We start from the raw sequence: 13,182 nt of genomic DNA, 5'->3' as shown, positions 1-13,182 counted from the left end.
GGTTGATGGGGTGGACGGCCCCCTACGGCATCAGTTGTGCCAGAATGAGGTTGTTGCAAATCTCAGACAAGGGAGCCGTCCGTGAGAGAGATTATCCGCATCGGTATGGATACGTCGAAGCATATTTTTGTGCTGCATGGGGTTGATGCAGCCGAGCAGGTTGTGTTGCGCAAGAAGCTGTCGCGGAAGCAGGTGCTGGACTTCTTCGCCAAGTTGCCGCCGACGGTGATCGGGATGGAGGCCTGCGGAGGCTCGCAGCATTGGGCGCGAGAGCTTGGCAAGCTCGGCCATGAGGTGAAGCTGATGGCCCCGCAACTGGTGAAGCCCTACGTGATGCGGAACAAGAACGACGGGCGGGATGCGGAAGGGCTGTGTGAAGCGATGGGCCGGCCGAGCATGCGCTTTGTGCCGGTCAAGACGGCCGAGCAACAGGCCGCGCTGATGCTGACGGGTATCCGCGATGGATTGATCGCCCGGCGCACCCAGCTTGGCAATACGATCCGTGGCCATGCGGCGGAGTTCGGCCTGATCGCAGCCAAAGGGGTCGACAAGGTCGAGCCGCTGCTGGCGCGGATTGCGCAGGACGAGACGCTTCCCGCCCTGGCGCGCGAGTTGTTTGTCGTGCTGGGCCGCGAGTACACCAGGCTTGAGGGCGAGCTTGGGGAGATCGAAGCCAAGCTGATGGCCTGGCACCGATCCGATGCCACGGGTCGGCGTCTGGCGCAGATCCCCTCGATCGGTCCAATCATTGCGACGATGCTGGTGATGAAGACGCCGGATCCGCTTGCCTTCCGTTCCGGCCGGCACTTTGCGGCTTGGCTCGGCCTCACACCTCAAGACCATTCCACCGGCGGCAAGACCAGGCTCGGCAAGATTACGCGGGCGGGCGACGAGGACTTGCGACGGCTGCTGGTGATCGGGGCCACGGCGGTGATCCAGCAGGCCAGGCGCGGGCGCGGTCATCACTCGCGCTGGCTGCTGGCACTGATCCAGCGCAAGCCGCCGAAGCTTGCGGCCGTGGCGCTCGCCAACAAGGTGGCCCGCATCGCCTGGAAGCTGATGGCAACAGGTGAGAGCTACGATGTGGCACGGATGAATCCCATTCCGGCCACCTAACAGATTGGCCGGCCGGCGGGCTCGCTCGCCGGTCGACCCGGAGCTGCAGGAGCAGATGGAGCGATCGATCGAGCAACGATGCGAGACAATCCGTGGGACCCATCGGCCGTCAACAGGTCGCCTGGTTGTTTGGAACTCGCATCGCGCAACCCATCTTGGCCAGCGATCGACCCGATCGCACTCAACAGGCCGGACATATGGATGCAAGCGATCCGATCTCACCAAAAAGCTCTTGTGCCACGGGGGCCGTCCACATATGGGTCCCGGCCTTCGCCGGGACGACGATTTGATTGTGTGGCACCGGCGGATTCAGCGACACAAAGGCTGTCAATCCGCGCAAAAATCCCTAAGTTTCGGCCATGCCGAAAACAGCCTCCAAAGCCCCCGCCAAACCCGCATCGAAGACCGCCCCGAAGCCCGTTGCCGCCAAGGCCACGGCGAAGGGCGACCATGTCTTTCTGGTCGACGGCTCGTCCTACATCTTCCGCGCCTACCACGCGCTGCCGCCGCTGAACCGCAAATCCGACGGGCTGCAGGTCAACGCCGTGCTCGGCTTCTGCAACATGCTGTGGAAGCTGCTCCGCGACATGCCCGAGGACAACCGGCCGACGCATCTGGCGATCGTGTTCGACAAGTCGGAGATCACGTTCCGCAACAAGCTCTATCCCGACTACAAGGCGCACCGGCCGCCGGCGCCCGACGATTTGATCCCGCAATTCGCGCTGATCCGCGAGGCGGTGCGCGCCTTCGAACTGCCCTGCCTCGAGCAGGTCGGCTTCGAGGCCGACGATCTGATCGCGACCTATGCGCGGCTCGCCAGCGAGCGCGGCGCGACCACGACGATCGTGTCATCGGACAAGGATCTGATGCAGCTCGTCAACGACAAGGTCGTGATGTACGATACGATGAAGGATCGCCGCATCGGCCGCGACGAGGTGATCGAGAAGTTCGGCGTGCCGCCGGAGAAGGTGGTCGAGGTGCAGGCACTGGCCGGCGACTCCACCGACAACGTGCCCGGCGTGCCCGGCATCGGCATCAAGACCGCCGCGCAGCTGATCATCGAATATGGCGATCTCGATCAGCTGCTGTTCCGCGCCGGCGAGATCAAGCAGCCGAAGCGGCGCGAGGCGCTGCTCGAGAACGCCGAAAAGGCGCGCATCTCGCGCCAGCTCGTGCTGCTCGACGACAAGGTCGAGCTCGAAGTGCCGCTCGACGACCTCGCCGTGAACGAGCCCGACTCGCGCCGGCTGATCGCCTTCCTCAAGGCGATGGAGTTCACCACCCTCACCCGCCGCGTCGCCGACTACGCGCAGATCGACCCGGCCAATGTCGATGCCGATCCCGGCAACAAGAGCGGCGCGAGCGTGTTCTCGCCATTGCCGTCGTCGGATGTGACGCCTGTGCCCGGAGACGCTCCGGCATCGGCCGCGGCACCGCTGCCGAAAGCCAAGCCGACCGGCGCGCGTGACGACAAGAATTCGAGCCTGAAGGGCACCCCGGCGACGCTGGCCGAGGCCCGCGGCGAGGCGATCCGGAAGACCGGCTTCGACCGCAAGGCGTATCAGGCGATCGGCAGTCTCGAGCAGCTCAACGCCTTCATCGCCCGCGTGCCCGACACCGGCTATGTCGCGATCGAGGCGATGTCGGAATCGATCGACCCGATGCAGGGCGAGCTCGCAGGCCTTGCACTGGCGCTGGCGCCGAACGATGCGTGTTACGTCCCGCTCAGCCACCGGCAGGCCGGCGGCGGCGCGGGCCTGTTCGATGCCGGCCTCGCACCCGGCCAGATCAAGACGGCCGAGGCGCTGGCGGCGCTGAGGCCGCTGCTGGAATCCGTCGGCATCCAGAAGGTCGGCTTCGACGTCAAGTTCACCTCGGTGATGCTGGCGCAGCACGGAATCACGCTGCGCAACATCGACGATGCGCAGCTGATGAGCTACGCGCTCGATGCGGGCCGCGGCTCGCATGCGCTGGAGGCGCTCGCCGAGCGCTGGTTCGGCCACGCCGTCGTCAACTACGGCGGCCTCGTTGGCAGCGGCAAGGGCAAGCTGACCTTCGATCAGGTCACGATCGACAAGGCCAGCGAATATGCGGCCGAAAGCGCCGACGTGATCCTGCGGCTGTGGCGGGTGCTGAAGCCGCGTCTCGTCGCCGAGCGGATGGCGACGGTGTACGAGACGCTGGAGCGGCCGCTGGTCTCGGTGCTGGCGCGGATGGAGCGGCGCGGCATCTCGATCGACCGCCAGGTGCTGTCGCGGCTGTCGGGCGATTTCGCCCAGACCGCGGCGCGCGTCGAGGCCGAGATCCAGGAGATCGCCGGCGAGCCGGTCAATGTCGGCAGCCCGAAGCAGATCGGCGACATCATCTTCGGCAAGATGGGATTGCCCGGCGGCAGCAAGACCAAGACCGGCGCGTGGTCGACCACCGCGCAGGTGCTCGACGAGCTCGCCGAGCAAGGCCACGAATTCCCGAAGAAGATCCTGGAGTGGCGCCAGGTCTCGAAGCTGAAGTCGACCTATACCGACGCGCTGCCGACCTACGTCAATCCGCAGACCCATCGCGTCCACACCACCTACGCGCTGGCCGCGACCACCACGGGCCGGCTGTCGTCGAACGAGCCGAACTTGCAGAACATCCCTGTTCGTACCGAGGACGGCCGCAAGATCCGCCGCGCCTTCATCGCAACGCCCGGCCACAAGCTGGTGTCGGCCGACTACTCGCAGATCGAGTTGCGGCTGCTCGCCGAGATCGCCGACGTGCCGGTGCTGCGCCAGGCCTTCCGCGACGGGCTCGACATTCACGCCATGACCGCCTCCGAAATGTTCGGCGTGCCGATCAAGGACATGCCGAGCGAGGTGCGGCGCCGCGCCAAGGCGATCAATTTCGGCATCATCTACGGCATCTCGGCGTTCGGCCTCGCCAACCAGCTCGGCATCGCCCGCGAGGAGGCCTCGGCCTACATCAAGAAATACTTCGAGCGCTTCCCGGGCATCCGCGCCTATATGGACGAGACCAAGGATTTCTGCCGCCGCAACGGCTATGTGACGACGCTGTTCGGGCGCAAGTGCTACTACCCCGACATCAAGGCCTCCAACGCCTCGGTGCGCGCCTTCAACGAACGCGCCGCGATCAATGCGCGCCTGCAGGGCACCGCGGCCGACATCATCCGCCGCGCCATGATCCGCGTCGAGGACGCGCTCACCGAGAAGAAGCTCTCGGCGCAGATGCTGCTCCAGGTGCATGACGAACTGATCTTCGAGGTGCCGGACGATGAGGTCGCGGCGACGCTGCCGGTGGTGCAGAAGGTGATGCAGGACGCGCCGTTCCCGGCGGTGCTCCTGTCGCTGCCGCTGCAGGTCGACGCCCGCGCCGCGAACAACTGGGACGAGGCGCATTAGCGGCTCCTTCGCCTCTCCCGCTTGCGGGGGAGGCCGACGCGCGAAGCGCGGCGGGTGGGGGCTCTCTCCGCTGAAAGACTCTGCGCGGAGGCACCCCCACCCCGCCCTCCCCCGCAAGCGGGAGAGGGAGCCCTTGCACCGCCGCCACCACATTGCTCCGAGAGCAATTCCGAGATGGCCGCGCCGCGGATGACACGCTAGAAGTGCGCGCATTCCTCGCGAGACCCGTCATGCCCCACACATCCGCTTTGCTCGGCTTTGCGCTCATCTGCCTCGGCATGGTGCTGACGCCGGGGCCGAACATGATCTATCTGATCTCGCGCTCGATCACGCAGGGGCCCGCGGCCGGCATCGTCTCGCTCGGCGGCGTGGCGCTCGGCTTCGTGTTCTACATGCTGTGCGCGGCGTTCGGCATCACCGCATTGCTGTTTGCGATTCCCTACGCCTATGACGCGCTGCGCTTTGCCGGCGCGGGCTATCTGCTCTGGCTGGCGTGGCAGGCATTGAAGCCCGGCGGCCGCTCGCCGTTCCAGGTCAAGGCGCTGAAGGTCGACGGCCCGCGCAAATTGTTCGCGATGGGCTTCGTCACCAATCTGCTCAACCCGAAGATCGCGATGCTTTATCTGGCGCTGCTGCCGCAGTTCATCGATCCCGCCGGCGGCAGCGTGCTGACGCAGTCGCTCGCGCTCGGCTCGATCCAGATCGTGATCAGCGTCAGCGTCAACGCGATGATCGCCCTGGCCGCCGGTTCGATCGCGGTGTTCCTCGGCACCCGCCCGAGCTGGCTGCTGGTGCAGCGCTGGCTGATGGGCACGGTGCTGGCGGGACTGGCGATGAAGATGGCGCTCGAGGCGCGAAGGGCCTAGCCGACTCGTCATGCACGGGTTTGACCCGCGCATCCATCGCCTGCGCATGCAGGCGTCAAGACTCGCTTGCGAAGAGGATGGATTGCCGGGTCAAGCCCGGCAATGACGACCTCTCCTCAATCCAGCTTCGCCTCCATGCCCCGCTTCGTCGCCGGGCGGGCCATCAGCGTCTCGTACCAGCGCTTGACGTTGGGGAAGTCGGCCAGCTCGACCTTGTGGCGCGGATGGCGCCAGGCCCAGCCGAGGATGGCGAAATCGGCGACCGAGAGATCGCCGGCCACGAATTCGCGCCCATCAAGCCGGCGGTCCAGCACGCCGTAGAGTCGCCGCGTCTCCGCCATGTAGCGCTTCAGGCCGTAGGCGCGGTCCTGCTCGTTCTCCAGCGCGATGAAATGGTGCACCTGGCCCGGCATCGGGCCGAAGCCGCCCATCTGCCACATCAGCCACTCATAGACCGGAATCCGTTCCGCCAGCGGCTTCGGCAGGAACTTGCCGGTCTTCTCGCCGAGATAGAGCAGGATCGCGCCGGATTCGAAAATGCTGACCGGCTTGCCGCCCGGCCCATCCGGATCGACGATCGCCGGGATCTTGTTGTTCGGGCTGATCGCAAGGAAGGCGGGCGCCATCTGCTCGCCCTTGCCGATGTTCACCGGGATCACCTTGTAGGGCAGGCCCATTTCCTCCAGCGCCACGGAGATCTTGCGGCCGTTGGGGGTGTTCCAGGTGTGCAGCTCGATGGTCATTTCCGCTTCCCGTGCAAGTGTTTGGGCAAGTGTTTGGGCAAGTGTTTGGGCAAGTGTTTGGGCAAGTGTTTGGCCGAGTGTTTGGCGCCTGCTTACGGGGAACGGAACGGCCGCACAACCGCGCTTTCCGGAAAGCACGCCCGCGGAAATCGCGGCTTGGGCACTGTTGACGGCCCGATTTCCACGCTGGAATGTGCCGGTAAGCGTGGATAGATTGCCGCCCGCCTCAAACCCTCAAGGGAAAAAGCCTTTGTCCAAATCAGCCTCCCGCGCCCGCCTCGCCGAGATCATCCGCAAGCGTTCGTTCGGCCGCGGCGAGATCACGCTGGCGTCGGGCCGCAAGAGCGACTTCTATTTCAACCTGAAGCCGACGATGCTCGATCCCGAGGGCGCGGCGCTGCTCGCCGAGCTCACCTATGAAGCGCTGAAGGACGACAAGCTCGACTTCGTCGGCGGGCTCGAGATGGGCGCGGTGCCGCTCGCCGGCGCGATCGCGCAGCTGTCCTGGCTGAAGGGCCACCCGATCGCGGCGTTCTTCGTGCGCAAGAAGCCGAAGGAGCATGGCGCGAAGCTTTCCGTCGAAGGGCTTGCGAAGGGCGAGAGCCTTGCGGGCAAGCGCATCGTGATTGTCGAGGACGTCACCACGACAGGCGGCTCGGCGCTGAAGGCGGTGGAAGCCGTGCGCGAGGCCGGCGGCGAGATCGCGCTGGTCTTCACCATGGTCGACCGCGAGGAAGGCGCGACCGAGACATTTGCCGAAGCCGGCTTGCCGTTCCGCGCGCTGTACAAGGCGGGCGAGTTCCTGAAGGATTGAGGCTCTTTCGCGGCTGACTCCCGTCGTCGCGTATCGCCGCGCGGTGCGCGTTTCATGTGACGCCGTCACCCCAAATCAATCGCTCGTTTACCATCCCGCCTTAAGGTGAGTCCGCCGGGGCAGCTTGTCGCCGCGGCGTGGCGCGTCGGGTGGAGTTGGCGTTGCGTACAGAGTTGAGTGATCGGCGCATGCGGCGCCGCGTGATGCTGGCCGCCGCAGCCTTAGCGGGTTCCGTCCTGGTGGTGCCCGCGCCCGTCTCGGCCGAGGGGCTGTTCGACTTCTTCTTCGGCGGTTCCCAGAAGCAGCAGAGCCGGCAGGCGCCGCCGCAAGCCAATTTCTTCGCCGACCCGTTCGGCCTCAACCAGCAGGCCGAGCGGCAGCCGTCCGCCCCCATCTCGGCGCCGCGCGTGGCCGGTTCCGGACCGGCATATTGCGTGCGCAGCTGCGACGGCAAATATTTTCCGCTGACGATGCGCGGCAACGCCACGCCGGCGCAGCTCTGCCAGGCCTTCTGTCCGGCGAGCGCGACCAAGGTCTATTACGGCAGCCATATCGACAGCGCCGCATCGACCGCCGGCGAACGCTACGCCGACAGCGAGAACGCCTTCGCCTATCGCAAGGCGTTGCGCGCCGACTGCACTTGCAACGGCCGCGACCCGGCGGGGCTCGCGCCGGTCGACCTCGCGCTCGATGCCTCGCTGCGTGCCGGCGACGTGATCGCGACCACCGACGGCCTCGTCGCCTACACCGGTATCCGCGTCGGCAACGAGCAGTCCTTCGACTTCACGCCGGTCGCCTCCTATCCCGGATTGACCTCGGCGGTCCGCGCGCGGCTCGGCGAAATGAAGGTCGCCCCCGTCAGCGCCGAGATCGCGGGCGATGCGCCGCTGCCGGAAACCGGCCGCGATGTGGCGCCGTCGGCACCGTCTTCTGTTGCGCCGAAGGGCAACGCCGCAAAGCCCGCCAAGCGGGCCGAGGCGAACTGACGGCCTCGAGCTGAGCGCCTGTCAGCGCGCCACGATCACGCCGATCACGTTCGGCGCGGCCATGTATTTCTCCTCGATCGCGGCCCGCGCGGCCGCGCGGTTCTCCGGATTGAGGATGCCGCGCTTCTCGGCGAGGATCATCCAGCAATAGCCCCACCAGTCCGTCAGCATGCCGTGATCGTCGACGAGATCATAACCCTGCTCGCCGGCGAAAATCCGCGCATGCGCTTCATCGAGCGAGTCGAGCCAGGCGTGATCCTCGTCCGAGAACAGCTCGTCGCTGAAATCATCCGTGGTGTAGCCCCAGATCGACATGCAGACCGCGTTGAACTCGCGATCGAGCTGGTCGTCGTCGATCGGCTGGCGGCGCGAGGCCTGGTGCAGCCGCGACAGCGACCGCGCGAAATCGGCAATCCGGGTCAGGGCGAATTGATCGAAGGCGATGGTGGACATGTAGTCCTCGCAGAGACTGAAAGACCATAGATATTGTGTCGGCGCAGGCACCGAATCACAATGATATATCAAAGACTTGCTAAAGTGTTCTTAATTCGTTCTGATTGGTTTATAGACCGCCCCCGGACGTCGTCCTGGCGAAAGCCAGGACCCATTACCCCAATAGGCCGACATCTCGCGAGCTTGGGCCACGAATGAGCACCGCTGGCAGCTATTACGTCTACATCCTCGCAAGCCGGCATCACGGCACGATCTACATCGGCGTTACGAACGATATTCGCCTGCGGCTCGAACTGCACCGTTCCGGCCGAGGCTCCAAGTTTGTGTACCAATATCAGGTCTTCCGCCTCGTCCATGTCGAGGAATTCGCCACGCCGCAGGAAGCGATCGCCCGCGAGAAGCAACTGAAGTTCTGGAAGCGCGATTGGAAGATCAAGCTGATCGAAGCGGAAAATCCGGATTGGAACGACCTGTCGGGCCTCATCTGACTATTGGGGTAATGGGTCCGGCTTTCGCCAGGACGACGATGTGGGCGGCACTGCATGCCTGCCCGCAAAGCAATTCGGGCCGCTGACCAGGTCAGCGGCCCGTTGAAAATGGCTTCGGAATGAAATGCGTCGGAGCTGAAAAACGTGCCCGCCCCACGAGCGACAGCTGTGTTTGTAAAGGCTCCGTTAAGGCTTGGAAATCCGTATCACCACGGTGTTTCGGATTGCGCGCGAAAGCGCGCTGCGCGGCCGCTCAATTCATCGCCGAGAGCAGCTTGTCGCCGCAGGCATTTGCGTAGAACTTGCCGCCGCACTGCCGCTTGATGGCGGCGCAGCGCGCGGCGGGCGATGCGTTCTGCGCCACGCTGAAACTGCAACTCAGGCCGTCCGCGCTGCGGCCCGGTTTGCCCGCTGCGTCGGCTGCGCTGGTCGCCGTGATGCACACCACGAGCAACGCCGCGGCCGCGATCTCGATCAAGAGTCTCATCGTGCATGCTCCGGTCAATTGTCGCGAAATCCCGGCTTCTGCAACGCCATGGTAGACCCATGACGGCTGGTCCGGAAGGTTCCCGAAGCGGCCCGGTCCTTGCATAAAATCACGGCAGCGCTGTGTATGGCACCGTCCCTGACGGTTTCGATTGCCATGCAACGCGGGTATCATTGCGCTGGAGCGTGATCGGAAGGCTGCGGAACCGGGATTTCCGGGGGAACCATGCTCCACCAATGAGATGGGGTCATGACGCGCGTCATCGCATCATGTTCCGGTTTGAACGGCAGGGATTGGGCGCGTTGCAGGAACAGACAAACTACCCGGCATTGAACCAGCCGATCGACGAGCTGGCGCTGACCGAGATCAAGAGCGCGATCCTGGCGAAGCTTCGGCTTGCGATCGGCAAGGACGCCACCGTTGCGACCAGACGCGACTGGTACAAGGCCGCGGCGCTGACGCTGCGCGACCGCATCGTGCACCACTGGCTGACGGCCGAGAAGCAAAGCTACGACGCTGGCGCCAAGCGCGTCTACTATCTCTCGCTCGAGTTCCTGATCGGCCGCCTGTTCACCGACGCGCTGAACAATATGGGACTGCTGCCGCTGTTCGAGGCGGCGCTCGGCGACCTCGGCGTCGATCTCTCGGACCTGCGCAAATGCGAGCCGGATGCGGCGCTCGGCAATGGCGGCCTCGGCCGGCTTGCGGCCTGCTTCATGGAGAGCATGGCGACGCTGGCGATCCCCGCGACCGGCTACGGCATCCGCTACGATTTCGGCCTGTTCCGCCAGATCATGAACCATGGCTGGCAGCAGGAATATCCCGACGAGTGGCTCGCCTTCGGCAATCCCTGGGAATTCCAGCGGCCGGAGGTGGTCTACAACGTTCACTTCGGCGGCCATGTCGAGCATGTCGACGACCGCGGCCGCGACCGCGCCACCTGGCACCCGGCGGAAACCGTCGAGGCCATGGCCTACGACACGCCGATCGTCGGCTGGCGCGGCCAGCACGTCAACGCGCTGCGGCTATGGTCGGCGCATGCGCCCGATCCGCTCCAGCTCGACGTCTTCAACACCGGCGACTACGTCTCGGCCAGCGCCGAGCAGGCGCGCGCGGAAGCGATCTGCAAATTCCTGTATCCGAACGACGAGAGCGCGGCGGGGCGCGAGCTGCGGCTGCGCCAGGAATATTTCTTCGTCTCGGCCTCGTTGCAGGATCTCGTGAAGCGGCATCTCGCCTCCGACGGCGGCCTGCGCAACCTCGCGCAGAAGGCGGCGGTGCAGCTCAACGACACCCATCCGAGCCTTGCGGTCACCGAGCTGATGCGCATCCTGGTCGACCTGCACAACTTCCGCTGGGACGAGGCCTGGAAGATCACGGTCGCGACGCTGTCCTACACCAACCATACGCTGCTGCCCGAGGCGCTCGAGACCTGGCCGGTCGAACTGTTCGAGCGGCTGCTGCCGCGGCATCTCGAGATCATCTACCGCATCAACGTGGCCCATCTCGCGCTCGCCGAGGAGCGCTTCCCCGGCGACATCGAATACCGCGCCTCGGTCTCGCTGATCGACGAGCGCAGCGGCCGCCGCGTGCGGATGGGCCAGCTCGCCTTCGTCGGCTCGCACCGCATCAACGGCGTCTCCGCGATGCATTCCGACCTGATGAAGGAGACCGTGTTCCACGACCTGCACCATCTCTATCCATCGCGCATCACCAACAAGACCAACGGCATCACCTTCCGCCGCTGGCTGATGCTGGCCAACCCGCGGCTGACCGCGCTGCTGCGCGAAACCTGCGGCGAGGCCGTGCTCGACGACTTCTCGCTGCTCGAGCGGCTCGAAACCCATTCGAGCGATCTGGAATTCCAGAAGCGCTTCCGCGACGTCAAGCATCACAACAAGCTGGCGCTGGCGCGGTTGATCCGCGAGCGCAACGGCATCCAGGTCGATCCCTCGGCGCTGTTCGACGTGCAGATCAAGCGCATCCACGAATACAAGCGGCAGCTGCTCAACATCCTGGAGACGATCGCGCTGTACCACGCGATGAAGGACGAGCCGCAGCGCGACTGGGTGCCGCGCGTGAAAATCTTCGCCGGCAAGGCGGCCGCAAGCTACCGCTACGCCAAGCTGATCATCAAGCTGATCAACGACGTCGCCGAGGTCGTCAACAACGACGCTTCGCTCGGCGGCAGGCTGAAGGTCGCCTTCCTCGCCGACTACAATGTCAGCCTCGCCGAGGTGATCATTCCGGCCGCCGATCTCTCCGAGCAGATCTCGACCGCCGGCATGGAGGCCTCAGGCACCGGCAACATGAAGCTTGCGCTGAACGGCGCACTGACCATCGGCACGCTCGACGGCGCCAATATCGAGATCCGCGACAATGTCGGCGAGGAGAACATCGCGATCTTCGGCCTCGAGGCCGGCGACGTCATGGTCCGCCGCAAGCAGGGGCTCGACGCCAGCGACGTGATCCGCAAATCGCCGCGGCTCGAGCGCGCGATCCGCGCCATCGAGAGCGGCGAGTTCTCGCCCGGCGATGCCGCGCGCTTCGCCTCGATCGGACACGCGCTGCGCTACCTCGACCACTACATGGTCTCGGCCGATTTCGATTCCTATTACGACGCGCAGCGCGGCATCGACGCGCGCTGGCGCGTGCCTTCCGCCTGGACCCGCGCCTCGATCCTCAATGTCGCGCGCATGGCGTGGTTCTCCTCCGACCGCACCATCCGCGAATATGCCGAGGACATCTGGCACGTGCCGGTGCATCCGGGCGCCTCGCCGCAGCTCGGCAACCAGCGCGAGGCGAAGGCATAATCCCGGGACGCGGAAATCGATTACGCCCGACATCATTGAATTCCGCGCCATTGCCCGCGATATTGCATGACGGACGTCATTGCTCGTCATCGCCCCTGGCGGTGACGGAAGCGCCAGTCGATACTGAAAGATCTGCATGCTCACCAAGACCCCGCACCTTTTCGATGAAGCCACCGCCGTGACCGCCGGCGACAGCCGCTGGCAGGGACGAACCAGTCCCGATTACTGGGCGTTCGTCGGCCCGTTCGGCGGCTGCACCGCCGCGACCATCCTGCGCGCACTGATGCAGCACCCGCAGCGCGCGGGCGATCCGCTGGCGCTGACGGTCAACTACTGCGCGCCGGTCGCCGAGGGCGCGTTCGATCTCGACGTCCGCCTGGTCAAGGCCAACCGCTCGAGCCAGCACTGGTCGGTCGAGATGACGCAGGGCGGCGGCGAGGTCGCGACGCTGGCAACCGCCGTGTTCGCCGAGCGCCGCCCGTCCTGGTCGCACCAGCCGGCCGGGTTTCCGGGCGCCGTGCCGTTCGAACAGCTGCGCTCCTTTCCGAAGCTCAAGATGACCTGGGCCAACCAGTACGATTTCCGCTTCGCCGAGGGCGAGCCGAGGTTCGCCGGCGACAGCGGCGCGAAGCAGCCGTCGAGCCCCTATTCAAAGCTCTGGATCGCCGACCGTGTGCCGCGCAAGCTCGATGCGCTATCGCTGATGTCGATGTCGGACGCGTTCTTCGGCCGCGTCTTCCACGCAAGGCACGAGCTGGTGCCGTTCGGCACCGTGTCGCTGACGACCTATTTCCACGCCGACGCGGCCGACCTGGACGCGGAGGATACCACCCGCGTGCTCGCCACAGCCGACGCCAAGACCTTCCACAAGAGCTACGGCGACCAGCACGGCGAATTGTGGTCGCCGTCCGGCCGGCTGCTCGCGACCACGACACAGATCGCTTATTTCAAGGCGTAGGCGTTTCGAGCAGATCGGCCACCGGCTCGTGTAGAGCCGTAGACAAATATCCACATTGGT

General features: G+C 65.4%; 11 protein-coding genes. 8 read left to right on the top strand and 3 right to left on the bottom strand.

Features of this window, described 5'->3' with window-relative positions; genetic code table 11:
* Positions 1-81: 81 nt before the first annotated feature.
* The 3 genes from XI02_RS05235 to XI02_RS05225 all read left to right on the top strand — a co-directional run bounded on the left by XI02_RS05235 (position 82) and on the right by XI02_RS05225 (position 5,380).
* Entirely contained in the window at positions 82-1,116 is a 1,035-nt protein-coding gene (locus XI02_RS05235; protein WP_172646394.1) for an IS110 family transposase, read from the top strand.
* Positions 1,117-1,475: 359 nt separating this feature from the next.
* A complete protein-coding gene (gene polA / locus XI02_RS05230; protein ID WP_172648908.1) occupies positions 1,476-4,514 on the top strand; it encodes a DNA polymerase I in 3,039 nt (1,012 codons plus the stop codon).
* A 230-nt stretch (positions 4,515-4,744) separates the two neighbouring features.
* Positions 4,745-5,380: a LysE family translocator gene (locus XI02_RS05225; protein ID WP_026192149.1), complete on the top strand. Its 636-nt coding sequence runs from the start codon at positions 4,745-4,747 to the stop codon at positions 5,378-5,380.
* A 116-nt stretch (positions 5,381-5,496) separates the two neighbouring features.
* Here XI02_RS05225 and XI02_RS05220 read toward each other — a convergent pair whose 3' ends face one another.
* On the bottom strand, positions 5,497-6,123 hold the full coding sequence (locus XI02_RS05220; RefSeq protein ID WP_016841252.1) for a glutathione S-transferase family protein: 627 nt from the start codon (positions 6,121-6,123) through the stop codon (positions 5,497-5,499).
* Positions 6,124-6,373: 250 nt separating this feature from the next.
* On the opposite strand from XI02_RS05220, the gene pyrE reads away from it, so the two are divergent.
* Both pyrE and XI02_RS05210 read left to right on the top strand, forming a co-directional pair.
* Positions 6,374-6,937: an orotate phosphoribosyltransferase gene (gene pyrE, locus XI02_RS05215; protein ID WP_018269561.1), complete on the top strand. Its 564-nt coding sequence runs from the start codon at positions 6,374-6,376 to the stop codon at positions 6,935-6,937.
* 188 nt (positions 6,938-7,125) lie between these two features.
* A complete protein-coding gene (locus XI02_RS05210) occupies positions 7,126-7,923 on the top strand; it encodes a DUF2865 domain-containing protein (RefSeq protein ID WP_172648909.1) in 798 nt (265 codons plus the stop codon).
* A 21-nt stretch (positions 7,924-7,944) separates the two neighbouring features.
* Here the strand turns inward: XI02_RS05210 and XI02_RS05205 are convergent, their stop codons facing one another.
* Positions 7,945-8,376, bottom strand: a complete 432-nt coding sequence (locus XI02_RS05205; RefSeq protein ID WP_016843277.1) for a hypothetical protein — start codon at positions 8,374-8,376, stop codon at positions 7,945-7,947.
* Between the two features lie 194 nt (positions 8,377-8,570).
* Here XI02_RS05205 and XI02_RS05200 point away from each other — a divergent pair, with 194 nt between their 5' ends.
* The gene (locus XI02_RS05200) at positions 8,571-8,864 is read left to right on the top strand and encodes a GIY-YIG nuclease family protein (protein ID WP_172648910.1); all 294 of its coding nucleotides are present in this window, start codon (positions 8,571-8,573) and stop codon (positions 8,862-8,864) included.
* A 253-nt stretch (positions 8,865-9,117) separates the two neighbouring features.
* Here the strand turns inward: XI02_RS05200 and XI02_RS05195 are convergent, their stop codons facing one another.
* A complete protein-coding gene (locus XI02_RS05195) occupies positions 9,118-9,351 on the bottom strand; it encodes a hypothetical protein (RefSeq protein ID WP_069279146.1) in 234 nt (77 codons plus the stop codon).
* Between the two features lie 269 nt (positions 9,352-9,620).
* On the opposite strand from XI02_RS05195, the gene XI02_RS05190 reads away from it, so the two are divergent.
* Positions 9,621-12,164 carry a glycogen/starch/alpha-glucan phosphorylase gene (locus XI02_RS05190; protein WP_172648911.1) on the top strand — a complete coding sequence of 848 codons (2,544 nt, stop codon included), beginning with the start codon at positions 9,621-9,623 and terminating at the stop codon, positions 12,162-12,164.
* Between the two features lie 136 nt (positions 12,165-12,300).
* The gene (locus XI02_RS05185) at positions 12,301-13,122 is read left to right on the top strand and encodes an acyl-CoA thioesterase II (protein WP_172648912.1); all 822 of its coding nucleotides are present in this window, start codon (positions 12,301-12,303) and stop codon (positions 13,120-13,122) included.
* Positions 13,123-13,182: the final 60 nt, after the last annotated feature.

Source organism: Bradyrhizobium sp. CCBAU 21365, assembly GCF_015291305.1.
GTDB classification, from domain to species: domain Bacteria; phylum Pseudomonadota; class Alphaproteobacteria; order Rhizobiales; family Xanthobacteraceae; genus Bradyrhizobium; species Bradyrhizobium elkanii.
The sequence above is the reverse complement of the archived record's forward strand: the minus strand, read 5'-3'. Positions and strand labels throughout refer to the sequence as shown.